Source organism: Kangiella sp. M94, assembly GCF_054926195.1.
Genome location: NZ_CM142903.1, coordinates 2,480,761 through 2,499,380, shown reverse-complemented (window position 1 = coordinate 2,499,380; position 18,620 = coordinate 2,480,761). Strand labels below are relative to the sequence as shown.

14 protein-coding genes are annotated in these 18,620 nt (G+C 43.0%); 11 read left to right on the top strand and 3 right to left on the bottom strand.

All coding sequences use genetic code 11. The features are described from left to right. The 8 genes from tssM to ACYTXU_RS11510 all read left to right on the top strand — a co-directional run bounded on the left by tssM (nucleotide 1) and on the right by ACYTXU_RS11510 (nucleotide 13,909). Nucleotides 1-3,552 (top strand): type VI secretion system membrane subunit TssM, encoded by a 3,552-nt coding sequence (tssM, locus tag ACYTXU_RS11545; protein WP_462206933.1) that lies wholly within the window; start codon nucleotides 1-3, stop codon nucleotides 3,550-3,552. Beyond that, complete coding sequence (tagF, locus tag ACYTXU_RS11540; RefSeq protein WP_462206932.1) at nucleotides 3,552-4,364, top strand: type VI secretion system-associated protein TagF; 813 nt, start codon at nucleotides 3,552-3,554, stop codon at nucleotides 4,362-4,364. Before tssM ends, tagF begins: the two co-directional genes overlap by 1 nt. Next, nucleotides 4,357-5,184, top strand: a complete 828-nt coding sequence (locus ACYTXU_RS11535) for a PP2C family protein-serine/threonine phosphatase (RefSeq protein WP_462206931.1) — start codon at nucleotides 4,357-4,359, stop codon at nucleotides 5,182-5,184. The genes tagF and ACYTXU_RS11535 overlap by 8 nt, the downstream gene beginning before the upstream one ends. Continuing rightward, on the top strand, nucleotides 5,174-6,250 hold the full coding sequence (tssA, locus tag ACYTXU_RS11530) for a type VI secretion system protein TssA (RefSeq protein WP_462206930.1): 1,077 nt from the start codon (nucleotides 5,174-5,176) through the stop codon (nucleotides 6,248-6,250). Before ACYTXU_RS11535 ends, tssA begins: the two co-directional genes overlap by 11 nt. A 32-nt stretch (nucleotides 6,251-6,282) precedes the next feature. Beyond that, complete coding sequence (gene tssB, locus ACYTXU_RS11525) at nucleotides 6,283-6,801, top strand: type VI secretion system contractile sheath small subunit (protein ID WP_462206929.1); 519 nt, start codon at nucleotides 6,283-6,285, stop codon at nucleotides 6,799-6,801. Further along, a complete protein-coding gene (gene tssC / locus ACYTXU_RS11520; protein ID WP_462206928.1) occupies nucleotides 6,798-8,288 on the top strand; it encodes a type VI secretion system contractile sheath large subunit in 1,491 nt (496 codons plus the stop codon). The genes tssB and tssC overlap by 4 nt, the downstream gene beginning before the upstream one ends. 145 nt (nucleotides 8,289-8,433) lie before the next feature. Beyond that, nucleotides 8,434-11,181, top strand: a complete 2,748-nt coding sequence (polA, locus tag ACYTXU_RS11515) for a DNA polymerase I (RefSeq protein ID WP_462206927.1) — start codon at nucleotides 8,434-8,436, stop codon at nucleotides 11,179-11,181. Nucleotides 11,182-11,689: 508 nt separating this feature from the next. Next, nucleotides 11,690-13,909 carry a PKD domain-containing protein gene (locus ACYTXU_RS11510; protein ID WP_462206926.1) on the top strand — a complete coding sequence of 740 codons (2,220 nt, stop codon included), beginning with the start codon at nucleotides 11,690-11,692 and terminating at the stop codon, nucleotides 13,907-13,909. A 50-nt stretch (nucleotides 13,910-13,959) separates the two neighbouring features. On the opposite strand, the gene ACYTXU_RS11505 is transcribed toward ACYTXU_RS11510, so the two are convergent. Continuing rightward, nucleotides 13,960-14,817, bottom strand: a complete 858-nt coding sequence (locus ACYTXU_RS11505) for a tetratricopeptide repeat protein (protein WP_462206925.1) — start codon at nucleotides 14,815-14,817, stop codon at nucleotides 13,960-13,962. Nucleotides 14,818-15,000: 183 nt separating this feature from the next. On the opposite strand from ACYTXU_RS11505, the gene ACYTXU_RS11500 reads away from it, so the two are divergent. Continuing rightward, a complete protein-coding gene (locus ACYTXU_RS11500) occupies nucleotides 15,001-15,582 on the top strand; it encodes a hypothetical protein (protein WP_462206924.1) in 582 nt (193 codons plus the stop codon). A 74-nt stretch (nucleotides 15,583-15,656) separates the two neighbouring features. Here ACYTXU_RS11500 and yihA read toward each other — a convergent pair whose 3' ends face one another. Continuing rightward, nucleotides 15,657-16,274, bottom strand: coding sequence for a ribosome biogenesis GTP-binding protein YihA/YsxC (yihA, locus tag ACYTXU_RS11495; RefSeq protein WP_462206923.1), 618 nt, complete (start codon nucleotides 16,272-16,274; stop codon nucleotides 15,657-15,659). A 130-nt stretch (nucleotides 16,275-16,404) separates the two neighbouring features. On the opposite strand from yihA, the gene ACYTXU_RS11490 reads away from it, so the two are divergent. Together ACYTXU_RS11490 and ACYTXU_RS11485 are read left to right on the top strand one after the other, a co-directional pair. After that, nucleotides 16,405-17,022, top strand: a complete 618-nt coding sequence (locus ACYTXU_RS11490) for a c-type cytochrome (protein ID WP_462206922.1) — start codon at nucleotides 16,405-16,407, stop codon at nucleotides 17,020-17,022. Nucleotides 17,023-17,142: 120 nt separating this feature from the next. Further along, a complete protein-coding gene (locus tag ACYTXU_RS11485; protein WP_462206921.1) occupies nucleotides 17,143-17,733 on the top strand; it encodes a thioredoxin domain-containing protein in 591 nt (196 codons plus the stop codon). Nucleotides 17,734-17,875: 142 nt separating this feature from the next. Here ACYTXU_RS11485 and ACYTXU_RS11480 read toward each other — a convergent pair whose 3' ends face one another. Then, on the bottom strand, nucleotides 17,876-18,604 hold the full coding sequence (locus tag ACYTXU_RS11480) for a DUF599 domain-containing protein (protein ID WP_462206920.1): 729 nt from the start codon (nucleotides 18,602-18,604) through the stop codon (nucleotides 17,876-17,878). Nucleotides 18,605-18,620 lie beyond the last annotated feature (16 nt).

Genomic DNA, 18,620 nt, shown 5'->3' with positions numbered 1-18,620 from the left:
ATGTCAGGGATTATAAGAAAAATAGGTAAGGTAATAACACACAAAATCACCATAACGGTATTAGTGGTGTTCGCTATTGTCGCTTTGGTATGGTTCGGTGGGCCGCTGATTAGTATTGGCGGTTATGAAATATTAGCCAGTGTAAGCGCCAGAATCAGTTTAATACTGATTATTACCTGTATATGGTTGGCTTTTAAGTTTTGGAAACTACAACAGGCGAGCAGTAAAAACAAAAAGCTGATTGAGCATATTTCAAAAGAAGAGCAAGACCAGCTTGAGATTGAGCAATCATCGGATGATGAAATTGCGGTGCTGGAACAACGCATGTCCGATGCGCTGCAATATCTAAAGAAAAGTGACTTTAAAGGAAAAAACCTCTATCAGTTACCCTGGTATGTCTTAATTGGTCCTCCCGGTGCCGGTAAAACTACCAGCATCGTCAACTCGGGCGTAAACCTACCGCTGGCAGATGAATTTGGGGCGAGCCCTATTAAAGGGGTTGGTGGTACCAGAAACTGCGATTGGTGGTTTACCGATGATGCTGTACTACTTGATACGGCCGGGCGTTATACCACTCAGGATAGTTATAGAGAGGTTGACTCAAGAGCGTGGCTAGGCTTTCTGGAACTGTTAAAAAAGTCACGACCAATGCGCCCCGTCAACGGGGCAATTGTCACGATTAGTATTGCCGATTTATTGCAACAAACCCAGTCCGAAATCAATGAGCTGGCTGGCACTATTCGCAAAAGAATTCAAGAATTGAAAATGCAGCTGGGAGTAAATATCCCGGTTTACCTAATGCTGAGTAAAGGTGATTTACTAGCTGGTTTCAATGAACTGTTTGATGACATTTCCCGTGATGAAAGAGAAGAAGTGTTTGGTTTAACCTTTGAAGTGGATGAGGACTTTAGCCATCATCATGCAGTAGCGAAGTTTAATAAATATTTTGTCGAGCTGATACAAAGTATTGAGCGAAAGCTGGCAAAGAAGTTGCAGTCCGAAAAAAGTGAGCAAAGACGAGCACTTATTTACAGCTTCCCACGAGAGTTACGTCTTGCTCAAAAGAATATTGATGACTTCATTCAGGTGGTATTTAGTCAGAACCGATATGAAGAACCTATCTTGTTGAGAGGTGTTTATATCACCAGTGCCACGCAGGAAGGCACACCTATAAATCGGATCGGTCGTGAAATATCCAATAGCTTTGGTTTCCAACGAGAGCGCAGTGCTGCAAGCCAGTTAGAAGGCAAAGGTTATTTCATTAAGCGGCTGTTGAAAGACGTCATATTTAAAGAAGACAAACTGGTCGGCGTTAATATTAGCTACCAGAAAAGACAGCGCCTGATTCATCGCGTTAGTTATGCAGTTGCCGGTTTCTGCTTTGTCACTTTGAGTTATCTCTGGTCACATAGCTACGCTAATAATAAGCAGATTATCAATAGCACTTCTTCGCTAGTATCCGAATATACCGAGGCCAGTAATGGCGGAATAACTGAGCAGTCCAATCTTTTAGAGTTAAACGGTGGCCTGAATGTCCTAAAGAAGTTCTCCAGTCAGATACTGGCAAACAAGAATGCGTTAAGCGAAGGCTTTGGCTTGTATCAAGGAGACAAGTTTGGTGGTGTCACCCGTGAAGTCTACAGCAAAGGATTAGTGAACTATTATGGTCCATATCTAAAGGGGACCTTAGAAAAAGAAATGCTGCAGGCAAAAAATCATCATGACTATTTGTATGAATTATTACGAATATATTTGATGTTTTACATGCCGCAGCACAAAGAAGATAAAGACATTGCTTCCTTATTTGAACATTTATGGCGTCGAGACTTTCCAGGCGAGATTAACGAAGAGCTAAGAACTGATCTGAAATCCCACTTGAGCTATTTCCTTGATCAGCAAATGGCTCTGCCCCAGCAAGATGACAAGTTAATTGAATATGCGCAGAATAAACTAAGCAAGGTATCTTTGGTTGAGCGCGTTTATAACAGCCTGTTAGATAATTATTTGACGGCTATGCCAGAGTTCAAGCCAAGTGACTATCTATCACAAAAAGTCGAGGGCTACTTCTACCGAAAAAGTGGTAAGTCTTTACGTGAGGGAATCCCCGGGCTCTATACCCAGGCTGGTTATCATGGAGTATTCAAAAGAGAAAGCAAAAAAATCAGTGAGATTCTGTCAAAAGACTCATGGGTTCTTCCCTCTGATGAAACTGAAAGCCTGGATAAGCTTTCCATACTCGACATTCAGGAACAGGTTCGCAATAAATACTTCAGTGACTATATCTTTTATTGGAAAGAATTAATTAGTGATGTAGCTGTTAGAGAGTTTTCTACACCAGAAGAAGGAGCCTTGATGCTGCAGGAGCTGACTGGAGTCAATGCACCGATAGAACGCTTGTATTCAGCCATTCGTGACAATGTGATGCTGGCAAGACCTAAAGGTGAGGGGGTGGATCTCGATGCAGCAAAAGATGTGGTTGATACAGCAGCATCTTCTCGGGTAAATAATAATATCAATCGTTATGAAAGACTCATTCCTGATAGTGCTGATATTGATGCGGTACCAGAACAGGTGGTGAATGATGCATTTGGTGAGATTATTCATTACGTCGGCGACCCCGGCAGTGCAAGTGCCTTGAAACAGAGTCTTGGCGCACTCAAGAATATGCAGATCTTCCTGGAGTCGATTAGTAATGCTAATAATGCCGAAGAAAAGACTTATGAAGTGACTAGCAGTCCGCAGGCGGCCAGCATTATCAGCGAGCTCGAGAAGGAAGCCAGCGTCACGCCACAACCGATGAGTGAGTGGTTAGGCAAAGTTGAAAATAGCGGAAAAACGCTGACTAACACCGGCACCTATTCCTATCTGAATAATCTATGGAGAACACAGGTACTCACTGAGTGTCGTCGAGCTATTGAAGGCAGATACCCGGTAAACAAAAGAAGCCGACAAGATATCACTCTGGATGACTTCAGAAGCTTCTTTGCTTATGGCGGTACTATTGACCGTTTCTTTGATCAGCACTTAAGTGTATTTGTTGATACCTCTCGAGGTCGCTGGCGACTACTGAAAGATATTGGCATCAGCAACTACACCTTAAGACAACTGGAGAAAGCAAAGTCGATCAGAGAAAGCTTCTTCGTTCGAAATGGATCTGACATATCTGTTAACTTCACCTTAAAACCATCAAGCCTGAGTGTTAATGCCGGTCAGGTATTAATGGATATTGAAGGGCAGATTTTATCCTATCGACATGGGCCACTACGTTCATATCCCACCCGCTGGCCTGGACCAAAACCACAAGTAGCCACGTCAATATCTTTTACTCCAACTGACGGTGGTCAGACTGAAACGGTCAGAACAACCGGTTTCTGGAGTCTTTTTAGATTGCTGGATAAGGCCAAGTTAAAAAAGACATTGGCTTATGACAAGTTCCTGGTGGAGTTCAAACAGGCGCCATTTGATGCCACTTTTGAGCTGCAGGCTCACAGCGTTAACAATCCATTTTTTGGTTCAGATCTGGAAGGGTTTAACTGCCCAACGGACTTGTGATGGATATGACTGCTATGCGACTGGGTTGCTTTGGAAAAATACGCAATTGTGGTGACTTCATCAGTCGCCACGTGCCGTGTGCAATTGAGCAGATCTTTACTCAATGGTTGGAAGCTGGGCTGGCCGAAACCAAAGAAAGGTTTCAGCAACAATGGCTTGAGTATTTTCTGACAAGTCCGGTCTGGAATTTTGTGATAGATGAGCCTGACTCAGAACAGGTGATCGTCGGCACCATGATGCCGAGCATGGATAAAGTCGGGCGTTATTATCCGTTAATCGTTTTACAAACTATCAACCAGGATGGTGGCTTGAATGTCAGCTTGTTGGAAGAAGTCGAAACGATAATGCTAAGTACTTTAGATAAGGGTGTTGAACAAGAGCAGTTTGTACAAGCACTGGATCAGTTGAATGAAAATGCCGAGACAGAAAGTCGCTTAACAAGTCAGCTACAAGGACAGATTCCACTCAGCCAGTTACGAGCAGTCTTCACTAAAGGCAATCAGCAAGTTACAGGAACAGTAACCAGTTTGTTGCTAGACCAGAGTGGCTCTATGCCGACAGAAAATCAGGTGCCCAACCTATACAGACATGAGTCTGAGATCAGCGGAAATCTGTCCAGTCTCTGGTGGACAAAGGGCTCTGAGCATATGGGCCCGACTGTACTTTTGTGCCATGGGTTTCCGCCGATAGCTGGAATTCATGCAACTCTTGACGGTGATTGGAGCGGTTCAGGATGGCTTTCAGTGAATGCTGTTGAAGAAGTAGAAAAATGTGACGATGAAAAAATAACAATGGAAGTATGTTGTGATTAATGCAGAACAAGATAAAACAACCATCGAATATCGCTGGTTATCCTCGGCTGCTACTCATGTGGGCGCGGTAAGAGAAGTCAATGAAGATAATCAGATCGAAAAACCTGAAATAGGATTGTGGGTTGTTGCTGATGGTATGGGTGGTCATAGCGCGGGTGATGTGGCCAGTGGCATGGTGGTTGATGAACTGTCAGCGGTCAGGCGTACTGGAAATAACGAAGAGTTTATCGAGCGGGTTATTGAAGTGCTGAGCATCACTAATCAAAAGCTAAGACAATTGGCATTCCAGAAGTTTGATAAACAGGCCGTCATGGGAACCACGGTTGTGGTTCTGATTTTGTACGAAAATAACTACACCATTTTATGGGCTGGCGATAGTCGTGTGTATCGCTTTAGAAATCGACAGCTCGAGCAATTAACCCGTGATCATAGCCAGGTTAATGACCTGCTTGACTCAGGCTTATTAACAGAAGATGAAGTTGAAGATCATCCACTGGCTAATGTCATCACTCGAGCCATTGGGGCATCGCAAACACTCAATCTTGAAAGAATCGATGGTGAGTTAAAGCATGGCGATATTTTTATGCTGTGTAGTGATGGATTAAATAAAGAATTAACGGATCAGGAAATATCACCTTTTTTTAGTTCGGGCGATGTCGACGAAATTAATAGAGCACTCATTCACTCAGCACTGGTCAGGGGCGCACAAGATAATATTACTGCAATCGCAGTGCGCGTTGAAGGCAGTGTCGGCAACGACCAGACAATCCCTGCCTGGAATACTCACAAATCAGAGGAGAATTCATTAAATGGATATTGAAAACTATATCGAACCGATTAGTGAAGACAATCCTTGTGGGCGAGACTTACGAGAAGACACCAGTGTTGAATCAATATATTACAAATTAAGAGATGCTCGAAATTCAGCAAGAAAGGCTGAGCGATTAGCGCTGGCCGATGTCGAGGATACAGGGACCATTGATGAAAACTGGTTTCAGTTGAAAGAACTGGGTTTGCAGGCATTAGAGCAGGAGACAAAAGATCTCGAAGTAGTTGCCTGGTTAATTGAAGCTTTGACCAGAATTGATGGCATCAAAGGGTTAAGTTTTGGTTATCAGTTAGCGAGTGAATTAATCAACAACTATTGGGAGCAAGGAATTTATCCTGCAATCGATGAGGATGGTATCGAAACAAGAGTAGCTCCCTTGTCCGGGCTGAATGGTTTTGATGGTGCCGGAACACTGATTACCCCGATTAAATCGGCAGTAATTACCGATAATGATGAGTATTTGCCGGTTTGTGTTTGGCAGTATGAACAGGCCGTACAACTGGAACGGCTAGACGCAGAGAAAAAGCAAAGCCGAATTGAGAATGGCGCAATACCATTAGAGAGTATTAAGAAATCGGTTCTGCTGACAGAACCAAGTTTTTATAAAGCTCTTCTTAATGACGTGCAATCTGCTTTAGCAACCTACCAAACTTTTACCCATGAATTTGATCGAGTGTGCGAATCATTACCCCAACCAACGTCTAATATCAGAAATGCTTTGAAAGAGTGTATTGAAGCGGTTGAGTACTTGGCAAAGGACAAATTAGCGTCACTAGAAGAATCAGTCAGTCAAGATGATGAAAATAGTGCTACTGACAGCCTAAGTGTGGAAGTACAGACTATCAATCGTCGCGAACAAGCGGTTAATACATTGAGACAAGTCGCACAATATTTTAGAGAAACCGAACCTCATTCCCCTATTTCGTATTTGCTGGAGCAGAGCATTCGTTGGAGCGATTTGTCGCTACCAGAATTATTGCAGCAGTTGATTCCAGAAGAAGGTGCGCGTGAGCAGTATTTTAAACTAACAGGGATCGATGCGGGTAGTAACCAATAAATCTGAACCCTCAAAAGCTAAAGGAGAAACATATGGCGAGTATACATGATCGTTTGAAAAAAGTGCGTAAGCCACGAGTTCACATTACTTATGATGTGGAAACCGATGGTGCCGTATTGGAAAAAGAGTTGCCTTTTGTAGTTGGTGTTATGGGTGATTTTAGTGCCGACTCAACAAAACCGGTGAAACCATTAAAAGATCGTCGATTTATTCAAATTGACAAAGACAATATCAATGAAGTGATGCGTAACATGGCACCCGGCCTCAATATTAAAGTCGACAATACTTTAGAGGATGATGGCTCGGAAATGGCCGTCAACTTGAAATTTGATTCGATGGAAGACTTTGAACCGGCAGCTATCGTTGAACAAGTGGAGCCACTCAAGAAGTTAATGGATACGCGTAATAAGTTACGTGATTTGATGACTAAGATTGACCGTTCCGAAGAGCTGGAAGGGTTAATGGAAAAGGTCTTGCAGAATAGCGATGACTTAAATGCGCTGGCAGAGGCTCTTGGCCAAATCGATGAAAAGACAGGAGATGAGCAATGACAGAAATGGAAAAAGTTGCCGCTAAGGAACAACTCGTTGAGCAAAGCCCGGATATTTTAAGCCAGGCGATTGCTGCGACTAAGCAAACGGAAGCGAGTCGGGCAGAAGAGTTGTTGAGAGCGTTAACCTCTGAGGCGATGAAAGGTACTGTGACCTGGAATAAAAACCTGACTGTTACTTTCAAAGAAGCTATCGACAAAATTGATGAAGCACTATCGGCTCAACTATCAAAGATTATGCACAATGAGCGTTTCCAGAAGCTGGAAGGTTCATGGCGTGGTTTGCAGTATCTGGTGCAAAACACTGATACTTCAGTTTCCATGAAACTGAAAGTGATCAATTTGCCGAAGCGCGAACTGTTCAAGGACTTAAGTAAAGCGGTAGAGTTCGATCAAAGTCAGCTTTTTAAGAAAATTTACGAGAGTGAATTTGGTACAGCTGGTGGCGAACCTTTCGGTGCTTTAATTGGTGACTATGAATTTACTAATCATCCAGAAGATATAGAGACATTGGAGCTAACGTCGAATGTTGCAGCCGGAGCTTTTGCCCCCTTCATTTCAGCATCATCTCCAGAATTGTTTGGATTCAATGATTGGACTGAATTATCAAAGCCGCGTGATTTAGAGAAAATCTTTGATTCATTAGAATACGCTCGTTGGCGTGGTTTCAGAGACTCGGAAGATTCTCGCTTTGTGACATTGACGGCTCCTCGTGTGTTGGCTCGTTTGCCATACGGTGAGCAAACCCGCCCAATCGAAGAGTTTGCTTTTGAAGAACTGCCAGTCGACAGCAACACTAAAGTTGCCAATAGTGTTGATAATAAAGATTATTGCTGGATGAATGCCTCTTATGTACTGGGCAGTAAATTAACTCAGGCCTTTACCGAGCACGGCTGGTGTACTGCTATTCGTGGTGCTGAAGGTGGCGGTAAAGTGACTTCATTGCCAATGCACAATTTCCTCAGTGATGATGGCGATATGGATATGCAGTGTCCAACTGAAGTGGGCATTACTGATCGTCGTGAAGCTGAATTAAGTAAATTAGGCTTCTTGCCTTTATGTCATTATAAAAACACTGACTATGCAGTATTCTTTGGCTCAAACACCACGCAGCGTCCAAAGCGCTATGACAGTCCTGATGCAACCGCTAATGCTGATATTTCCTCTCGTTTGCCGTATATCATGGCTACGTCTCGTTTTGCTCACTATCTTAAAGTGTTGGCACGCGACAAGATTGGCTCTTTCATGGAACCGGAAGATTGCGAATCCTGGTTAAATCGCTGGATCCTAAATTACGTCAATGCCGATGAAGCAGCAGGCCAGGAGTCTCGCGCTAAATATCCATTGGCCGAAGCTCGAGTCGAGGTTGAAGAGGTACCAGGCAGTCCGGGTGTCTATCATGCGAAAGCCTGGTTGAAGCCGTGGTTACAACTGGAAGAACTGAGCACCTCATTACGCTTGGTAGCTAAGATCCCAGAAAGTAAATAATCTGCAAATAAAGCAAAGTAAGACCTGAGGCCGCATTCGCGGCCTTCTTTTTATGGTTTGTGGTGTTGTGGACATGAAAGTGACTGCGAGTAGCTCACGAAATTTGCTACACTAGCCTCATTCAATCACAAGTAACGCTACTGACATGTCAGACAAAAAGCCCCCATTTATTCTCGTTGACGGTTCTTCCTATTTATTCCGCGCGTATCACGTGCCTCAATTACAGCGCATGACAAATTCCAGCGGCATGATGACCGGTGCGGTATTTGGTGTCATCAATATGCTGAAAAGCCTGATCAAAGAGTACGAGCCTGAGCATATGGCGGTGATCTTTGATGCTAAGGGTAAAACCTTCCGTAATGATCTTTACCCGGAATACAAAGCGAATCGCCCACCGATGCCTGAGGATCTTCGCCAGCAAATTGAACCGATTCATGAAATCGTCAAAGCGATGGGCTTACCTCTGTTAGTAATTGATGGTGTCGAAGCCGATGATGTGATTGGTACTCTGGCCAAGCAGGCCTGTAAAGAAGGCCGTGAAACTCTGATTTCGACCGGCGACAAGGATATGGCGCAGTTGGTCAGCGAGCATGTGATATTGATTAACACCATGGATAAAACCAATCCGATTACGGACAGGGAGCGAGTGGTTGAGAAGTTTGGGGTCAAGCCTGAACAAATTATTGATTACTTAGCATTGGTTGGTGACAAAGTAGACAATATCCCGGGCGTTGATAAATGCGGCCCAAAAACTGCTGTGAAATGGTTAGAACAGTACGGCAGTTTACAAGGGGTGATTGATCATGCCGATGAGATTGGTGGCAAGATTGGCGAGAACCTGCGTGAAGCGGCAGATAGGTTGCCATTGTCCTATGAGTTAGCGACCATTAAGTTGGATTGTGACCTCGAATTTAAGCCTGAGGAATTAAACATTGGTCAGCCTGATTTAAAAGAGCTGAAAAAAATATACAGTGATATGGAGTTTCGCCGTTGGCTAACTGAGGTGTTAAAGGAGCTTGGTGAAGGTGGAGCAGGCGAATCATCAGATGGCGATTCAGAAGAGGGACCTAGTATAGCGCTTGTTGACCGTTCTAAATATGAAACTATTCTTGAGCAGAAAGATCTTGATAAGTGGATAAAAAAATTAAAAGAAGCTGAGTTGTTTGCCTTTGATACTGAAACGACCAGCTTAAATTATATTGAAGCAGAATTAGTGGGTATGTCATTCGCGCTGGATAATGGGGAAGCGGCTTATTTACCAGTTGCCCACTCTTATATGGGCGCGCCAGAACAGCTTGACCGAGATGAAGTGTTAAAGCAGTTAAAACCACTTTTAGAATCTGAAGAGTACAAGAAAGTTGGTCAGAACCTGAAGTATGATATGAGCGTTTTGGCTAATTATGATATTAAACTCGGAGGCGTTGAGTTTGATACCATGCTGGAATCATATTGTCTAAATAGTGTGGCCAGTCGCCATGACATGGATACTCTGGCGTTGCATCATTTAAATCACGTTAACATTAAGTTTGAAGAAATCGCAGGCAAGGGAAAAAACCAGCTAACGTTTGATCAGATCGAAGTGGAAAAAGCCGCGCCTTATGCTGCAGAAGATGCAGATATCACTATGCGTCTGCATCAAAAATTATGGCCAGAGCTTAAACAAAATGAAGGACCAACACAGGTTTTCCAGCAAATTGAAATTCCACTATTGACGATTCTCTCGAAAATAGAGCGTAATGGGGTTTTGGTTGATGGCAAGTTACTGCTGGAAAAGAGCCACTTATTTGAAAAGCGTTTAAAAGAGTTAGAAAAAGAAGCTTATGATATTGCTGGTAAAGAGTTTAATTTAGGTTCCCCCAAACAACTACAAGCTATTTTCTACGAAGAGCTTGGCCTGCCTATTTTGAAAAAAACTCCAAAGGGTCAACCGTCTACTGCAGAAGAGGTTTTACAGGAGTTAGCGCTAGATTATCCTTTGCCAAAATTAATTCTTGAACATCGTGGTTTAAGTAAACTGAAGTCGACTTATACCGATAAGTTACCAAAGATGATTAGCGACAAAACAGGCCGCGTACATACTTCTTATCATCAAGCCATTGCAGCCACTGGTCGGCTATCATCAACTGATCCTAACTTACAGAATATCCCAATTAAATCAGAAGCCGGTCGTAGTATTCGCACCGCATTTATTGCACCAAAAGGCAGCAAAATTTTAGCAGCGGATTACTCACAAATTGAATTGCGAATTATGGCTCACCTGTCACAAGACAAAGGTTTACTCAAAGCGTTTGAAGAAGGCCTGGATGTGCATTCTGCAACAGCAGCTGAAGTATTTGATGTGGCACTGGATGAAGTGACATCAAATCAACGTCGTAATGCTAAAGCGATTAACTTTGGATTGATTTATGGCATGTCCGCTTTTGGTCTGGCCAAACAAATCGATACCGATCGTAATACTGCGCAAGATTACATCAATACCTATTTTGCTCGTTATCCAGGCGTTGAAAGTTATATGGATTCTACGAAAGAAAAGGCGGCTGATTTAGGTTATGTGGAAACGCTATACGGCCGTCGTTTATATTTACCTGAAATTCATTCTAAAAATGGAATGCGCCGCAAAGCTGCCGAGCGAACTGCGATTAATGCACCAATGCAAGGTAGTGCAGCCGATATCATCAAGTTGGCGATGCTGGAAGTCGATAAATGGCTCAGGGACGTTAAAGGCATCAAGATGATCATGCAGGTGCATGATGAGCTGGTCTTTGAAGTTGAGGAAGACCAACTTGAATTGGCGCAAAAAGAAATTCCAAAGCTAATGGAAAGTGTTGCTGATCTATCAGTGCCACTGATTGCAGATGTGGGTGTTGGTGATAATTGGGATGAAGCACACTAAATTTATATAAGCAAAACCTGTAAAACCATTGCAAAATGTGAACCGCTAGCGATCAAAGTTGTGAGTCATTTTTAAGCTTAAGATTGCTATCGTTAGGCGGTTCACATTTCTTACCAGTCTTTACAAAAGCTGACACTTTTCTTGCAACAAACACCCCAAAGCAGTGTCTATTAAACTGAGCGCAACGAATGCGCTCCCCGCGACTCCCTCCTTCCAGCGGGATTTGCAATTCGGCCCCCCCAAGCTGAATTGCGCATTTGGGGTGGTGCCTTGTTCCCTCAGGCCACCCCTTTTTTTTGCCTCAAGTTAATTCGTGATCACTATCAATAATGGCAAGGCTAAATCATTAAAACATAAAGACGCGCCTATAATTTATATTTACTTTCAATGTTTCTAATATGAAATGAAATAATGCATAAATGACATTTTGGCTTGAAATATGAGCAAATCCGTTTATTATCCGCAAGGCTAAAAAGCGCATTGTTAATAATTACATAGGAAATTCTTCATGAATAATAAAGGGTTTAAGTTCTTACTTGTTTCAATTTTTTCGCTGGGGATTATCAACTGTAGTGGTGGAGGTTCTGACTCTTCACCGGATCCGGAACCTGTTAATCAAAAACCTACCGCGAATGCCGGAGCTGATCAAACCGTTGACGAGCAGACAGCGGTAACAGTTGAAGGCTCAGGTACTGATAGTGATGGCACCATTGCTTCCTACTCTTGGGCACAAACTTCGGGTCCACAAATTACTTTAAGCAATACCAGTCAACAAAATCTTGAATTTACTGCTCCAGTTGCAAAACAGGCGACCAGTATAGAGTTCACACTAACAGTAACCGACAATGACGGGGCCTCAGGTTCAGACAGTGTCATTGTAACCGTCAACCCTGTAGATGAGCAAAAAGTTACTCTGCAAGGTGTTGTAACAGACGAACCGATTGCGAATGCTCAAGTGAGCGTAGCAGTAGCTGGTACTACATATACAACTACCGCTGATACTGACGGTAACTATACGCTAGAGATTGGAGTTGACGAAGATCAAGAGATCAGCGAGGCGGTAGTAATAGTAAGTGCCGAAGGTGTAGATGAACAATCTTATGTTCACCTGAAATCTGTTGTTGGTAGTTTTGGTAGCATTTTAGAACAAGCGGGCGATGATAATATCTTAACTGCTGAAGAGAATAATGGTGTAGATGTTACTCATATTTCTACGGCTATTCTGGGCCAATTAAAATATCGCAATGAGAATGAGTTGCCTTTGACTTTGTCTGAATTAGAGGCTGCCGCTCTAAAGCTTGATGGTACCGCAGTTTTAGGAATGGCGGCATCTATTAAGTTTCTTGTTGACTATTCAAGTACAAATCAAGAAGCAGTTCTCCCAGAAGGTGTCAGTAATACGTGGGAGTTGGTTTCAAACGTTGAGAATTATAGAACCTTTTATGGCACTGACTGGTCAGTAGAAACTGAAAATACGTTTGCTGATATTCAGAATGAGATTTTCACTTCACAGGATTTAATAACTGCATACCAAGCGACTCCTGAATTCTATATTCATACCACGGGAGATCTCGCCAAGCTTACTGGATATTATGACTTTGATACAAGTGAACAGGCAACTTACATCTATAGCGAGTACCCGCATCAGGGTCAATGGTTAAATACAGGAGCTGAATTAGAAGTTGTGCTTCTAACGGATGTGGTTGTGTCAACTGTTTCGGTTTACAGAGGCAGCGGTTATGTAAGCCAAGAAAAATCATATGATTCGAAAAAATTAAGGCTTTTAAAAAGCTTTACTAATATTGACATCGTTATTGAAACAACAAATGGAACTTATCATTATCCAAATAACCCTGAAATAGCTGATGAGTCATTTGTAGAACATGGTATTGCTGTTATGACAAAGAAGCTAATACCATTAAGTGAAGATGACGTAGTTGGTCAATTGATGCTGCCATTAAGAGCTGACTTCTTAAACTATACTGAAGAAAGAGTTACCAATAACTACGGTATTCTAACGAATGATATTAAACATGATGCATCTAGTTTTGAGCTAACCCCAAGCGGCATGGTCTATAACAGCATGCCTCAACTGGGAGATGGAGTCTGGACTTTAAATGAAGACGGTACCTTAACTCTCACCTTGAGTGGAGCGACAATCGAAGTCATTAAAACCAGTGAAAATAACGTTGGTGTTATTGTTAAAGATAGCTTGCTAAATAATAAAGGGTTTTTAGGTGGTAATATTGCCCTTAGACAAACGCCAAGCTTGTGGGATGAAAGTAATGTGGTTGGCTTGTACGAGTTGGAAGGTGACTTAACTTCACCAGAGTTAAGCTTTTTAGTATATCTGAAAGAAGACCAAACTGGTTATCAGGCAACGGGTGTTGATGAAAATGGAGATGGTGTTGCTGATAGTTCTGAGTATAACTTTGAACCAGTTCAGTGGCGATTAGAAGCTGGTAAGTTAGTTGTTGAAAGATACCGCGATGCTTCTTTTAATTATTGTGAATCATTAACACCAGATTGCTTTGTTTTTAACAGAAGAACGCTTGATCTATTTGAGATGAATGGTGATTACTTTTATACAATTAATCAACATAGTTTCAACTACCATCCTCTAATGTTCGGTGAAATAAATGAGGAGTTTTCAGACTTCTGGTACTTTGAAAATTACGATACGCGTCGCTGGAAAAAGCATGCGGAGGGGACACTACAATTTCCATAATGCAATGAAATTAGTAATAAAAAAAGGCCAGCATTTGCTGGCCTTTTTTTCTAGCCTAATAATTCTTTAAACTCATCCAGGTCATGTAAAGGTTCGAACGCAGTTTCACGCTCGATTTCTTCGGCTAACTTAGGCGCTTTTTCTACAGCTATTTTGATATCACTGATGGCTTCTTGAAGAGCTCCATTGGCGGCGTTGGCACAGGCTCTTTGCCAGTAGGCGAGGCCATATTCCTCATCTTGGTCAATGGCACGGTTGGCGAGACTAAAGGCCCATTCGTAGTCACCCAGTTCAAACGCTGCATCAGCTTTATAAATTAATGCTTCGATATCAGTGGGGTTCATAGCGAGTAATTCGTCATACAGCTTTATTTTCTGGTGCATGTTGGTTTCAAGTGCGGCACGCATCCAGATCGAGTGAATTTCGTTAGCTTTCGATATGTCTTCCTGAGCCTCAATAATTTCTTGTGAACGGCGTTTGAGTTTGTCTTCCAAATCTTTTAAGCGCAGTTCATATTTACTGGTCAGTTCGGTGATTTTAGTTTCGACTACTTCGTTAAGTTTGCTTCGAACATCGCGCAGCGATCTCCAGCCCATTAATACTAATAAAGAAGCAGCAGTGGTAATAATGATGAAGACATTATTAAGAGTGTCGGTGGTGTAACGAATCGCTCGATCGGATACATCAAGGCGAGCATTTGCTACTTTGTGTTCCACTTCTGCTCTGAATGCCTGTTGATCATGGCGAATGCTCTTTAGCTCATCCAGAATATAGCGCTCGATGAGTGGAGGATACTGCGCTGTAGTGGCGTTGTTTTTTGTTGGCTGGTCTTTGGTATTTTCTTGTTCTGCTGCAAAAGTCGTGGTGCTGAACAGAAATATAACTACAGCAATGATACGGATGGTCATGGGTTTCCTCGCTCGGATAAACAAAGGCTTAATGGTCTGATCCTAGCGAAGGCGGCAGTGCTTTGCAAAACAAAGCAGATATAACGCACATTAATATAAGCCTTTTGCTCTATGAAAAGTGAAATCGTAGCTTGTAGTCTGATGGGTGGGCATGAAGCCCAAATAACTTACAAGGAGTTTAAAATGAAAGTCAGTCGTATATTACATTATCCCATTTATATAGCAGCACTATTCCTGATTGGATGTGAAACCGTTCGCTTGCCTGATGGTGGTGAGTACAGCCCACCAACAATCAAAGTGTCAATGCCAGGCACGGATTTGAGCGCGGCATACGGTACAACCGTTAATGTCGATTACTTACGCGAAGATGAGACAGCAGTTTTTCGTGGAGTAAACCCAAATACGAGATTTACATTCTTAGCCACCGCAGAAGACCTGCAGTCGGGGGTTAAAAATGTATCTGTTCAATTTAGGGTGAAATTTAAGTGTCAGGTGAGAAGTTATAATCCAGATGGAAGCGAGAAAGAGTATGGTTTTAGTGAGCTTGGTGAAAATCTGGATCGAAGTATTCCGTTACCGGGTTCAGGCGATGAAGTCCCAAAGGTCAAAGTTGTCAGTACTACAGCAGTGCTAAAAAAAGCGAATGAAATTTGCAGCCGTCTCGGGGGAGTGGGTGGCACCATGTACGCAAAAGTCACTGCATCAGCTACTAACTATTTTAATTTAAGCTCGAGCAAACAATACGATCTTACGTTCAGGTTTTAATTAACATTGTTACATCAATAGATTAAAGGGGCTTTCATGGCCCCTTTTCTTTTAGCCGTCGTCGAAGAGAGTGACTACTCAGTTATGGTGACGGAATCCTGTGGTAACTCATACCACTCATCAAGGACTTTATAGAGTTGATCGAGCCCATCACGCTTAAGGGATGAAAATGCTTGAACGGTGGCGTTTGGATGAAGTTCTTTAACCGCTTTTTTACACTGTATGACGGCTTTTGATTTAGCGCCTTGCTTAAGTTTGTCCGACTTGCTGAGTAAGCAGTGAACGGGCAAGCCAACTTCGGCAGCCCATGCCAGCATTTCCTGGTCGCTGTCTTTGAGGAAATGGCGAATATCCATTAATAAGACTAATCCGCGCAGGCACTGGCGTTGTTGCAGATAGCGCGAGAGTTCTGCTTGCCATTGTAGCTTCATAGCTTCCGGAACTTTGGCGTAGCCATAACCAGGAAGGTCAATCAGGCGTCGATCGTCGTCCAAAGTAAAAACATTAATCAGCTGGGTTCGGCCTGGAGTTTTACTGGTTCGCGCCAAGCTTTTTTGTTGGGTCAAGGTATTGAGCGCACTTGATTTACCAGCATTGGAACGACCCGCAAAGGCAACTTCGACACCTTCGTCTGGTGGCAGTTGAGCGAGTTTTGCTGCGCCAAGCAAATATTTGGCTATGTGATAATTCATAAGAGAGTATTTTTTATCAGAGATATTGGCATTTTACTGGTTAGTTCCCTATAATTCACCGAACTTTTTTCGAATTCTCTGTCATTGCGCCTCCGCGATGACCTTTTAACAGAACTATACGGGTAACCTGATGAAAAAGTTAGCAATTATTGCATTATTCTTATTTGGTGCTACTGCTTCTGCGCAGGAAGGTGATGTCGCCAAAGGTGCCGAGTTGGCAGCAACCTGTGCCGCTTGCCATGGCCAGGATGGTAATAGTGCCAATGCGATGTGGCCAAAACTAGCCGGTCAAAACGCAAAATACTTAGAAAAGCAGATTAAAGATTTTCAAGCTGGCGCGAAAGATCAATCACAAGGTCGTTATGACCCGTCAATGGCACCAATGGTTGCTAATTTGAGCGAGCAAGATATTGCAGACTTGTCTGCGTACTACGCCGCTCAAGAGACTCAGTTGGGTGCTGTATCCAAAGAATTCCTTGAGCTGGGTAAGAAAATCTACTTCCAGGGCGACGCAGAGCGAGGCATTCCAGCTTGTTCAGCTTGCCATGGTGCAACTGGCCAGGGTCTTGATTTAGCGGGTTATCCAGCGGTTTCAGGCCAACACCCAGAATATGCTATCAAGCAATTAAAAGATTTTTCATGGGCTAAGCGTACCAATGATAACAACGCAGTAATGCGTGACATCGCCAACCGTATGTCAGGGCAGCAAATTGAAGCTGTTGCACACTTTATGTTGGGTCTTCATTAATTTGACCTTATTAAAGTTGCAATGACCTGTTGAATCAGGGTAAAAAAGGCGACTTAGGTCGCCTTTTTTTATGGCGTATAATTTAGCAATTCGTTTCAGTTAATATTCTAGAGAACACTTATGAAGCATTTCTTATCAGTTTCTGTCTTAGCTTTTCTGCTTGCGGCCAATGTGGGTACTGCTCATGCCATTGAGCAAGGTCAAGACTATTGGCGAATTACTCTAACCGATGAAAGCCAGCTGAATACCGAAGATAACCTGTATTTTAGTTGGTTGGGCTGCACTTCATGTCGCATGCTTGAGCAAGAGCTGGCAGGGGAACTTGAGGAGCTGGAGTATATTCCACTGATAGCCCGTCCAGAATGGCGAGCAGCCGCCAAGTTGCATTATGTTATGGAACTACTGGAGCTAAGCGAAAAGCAAAAGAATGACATGATTGCAAAAATTGATGCAGGCGAAATTGATGTAACCGACTTCAATGCGATGCAGGAAGAGTTATTGACGATGGACATCGATAAAGAAGCTTTAACTGAGTTGCTTGAAAATAAAGAATTATATCGCCAAGTTCAAAGAGCAGAAGATTTAGCAGCAAAGTACCGAATCAAATACGCACCAACGGTCGTCATTAAAGGTCAATTCGCAACGGATGCTAACCACACCATGAAAATTGACCGTTTTGCTGAAGTGTTACGTTATTTGAAATCTTTGTGATACGACGAAAATTGTCTGTAGGGGCGAACTGCGTTCGCCCAATTAAATATCGGAAGGCAGCCAATTCCTGGCTTTTCGAACCCACAGTAATTATTTAATAACCAACCTACTGCTAAATAACAACCAAGCTAAACTAACCCCATCACCCCCAATAATCCGGTAGGGGCTTTTCGCTGCTATGGTGGCTGGTGTTGTATAGCGCTGCCAAGGTGGCTGATCGGCATTCTCGACGATACAAAACCAAGACCACTATGCTGGCGCATAGAATAAATAACCAGGAGTTGAAGAACCAGGCTAGTACGGCAATGGCGAAGGTGTAGGCGCGCAGTCCGTAATTGAAAGAGTTGGAGGCACGGCTTAGTAACCAGTTGGTATGTTTGATAAACAGCTGATGCTCTTTTTCATCGCAGCCCTGGTCCGGTGCTGCACCAAACAGAACCACCGCAAAATTATATTGCCGCATGGACCAGGTGAATTTGAAGAAGGCATAGGCAAAGCATATCACCAGTAGAATAATTTTAACTTCCCACACGGCGCGTGAGGCGATTTCAATCCAGGGTAAGGCTGACAACAGGTGAATAGCTTTTTCGGTGGAGCCTAAAACGGTCAGTAGGCCCGCAATTATAAAAATGGTGGTCGAAGCGAAAAAGGTCACATTACGTTGCAAAATGCCCAGGCTGGTGACATCAGCAACTTTGAGCTCGCGGGCAACCATTTTCTGAATCCACTGCTCACGATTGGCGGCTAGTTGGTTGGCAATGGTCGGGCGTTTGCCATGTTGTATGCGAGCATATTGGGTATAACCAATCCAGCAAATTAAAAACCAGACTAAGGCTATCCAGTCGAGCAAGGGTAAAAAAGATAGGTTCATGTGAAAGCCTCAAACT

Bases quoted from the DNA above. Each gene is read 5' to 3' on its own strand.
- ACYTXU_RS11505 (WP_462206925.1), bottom strand. From the start codon at position 14,817: ATGACCATCCGTATCATTGCTGTAGTTATATTTCTGTTCAGCACCACG.
- ACYTXU_RS11485 (WP_462206921.1), top strand. From the start codon at position 17,143: ATGAAGCATTTCTTATCAGTTTCTGTCTTAGCTTTTCTGCTTGCGGCC.
- tssM (WP_462206933.1), top strand. From the start codon at position 1: ATGTCAGGGATTATAAGAAAAATAGGTAAGGTAATAACACACAAAATC.
- yihA (WP_462206923.1), bottom strand. From the start codon at position 16,274: ATGAATTATCACATAGCCAAATATTTGCTTGGCGCAGCAAAACTCGCT.
- tagF (WP_462206932.1), top strand. From the start codon at position 3,552: ATGGATATGACTGCTATGCGACTGGGTTGCTTTGGAAAAATACGCAAT.
- ACYTXU_RS11500 (WP_462206924.1), top strand. From the start codon at position 15,001: ATGAAAGTCAGTCGTATATTACATTATCCCATTTATATAGCAGCACTA.
- polA (WP_462206927.1), top strand. From the start codon at position 8,434: ATGTCAGACAAAAAGCCCCCATTTATTCTCGTTGACGGTTCTTCCTAT.
- ACYTXU_RS11510 (WP_462206926.1), top strand. From the start codon at position 11,690: ATGAATAATAAAGGGTTTAAGTTCTTACTTGTTTCAATTTTTTCGCTG.
- ACYTXU_RS11490 (WP_462206922.1), top strand. From the start codon at position 16,405: ATGAAAAAGTTAGCAATTATTGCATTATTCTTATTTGGTGCTACTGCT.
- tssC (WP_462206928.1), top strand. From the start codon at position 6,798: ATGACAGAAATGGAAAAAGTTGCCGCTAAGGAACAACTCGTTGAGCAA.
- ACYTXU_RS11480 (WP_462206920.1), bottom strand. From the start codon at position 18,604: ATGAACCTATCTTTTTTACCCTTGCTCGACTGGATAGCCTTAGTCTGG.
- tssA (WP_462206930.1), top strand. From the start codon at position 5,174: ATGGATATTGAAAACTATATCGAACCGATTAGTGAAGACAATCCTTGT.
- tssB (WP_462206929.1), top strand. From the start codon at position 6,283: ATGGCGAGTATACATGATCGTTTGAAAAAAGTGCGTAAGCCACGAGTT.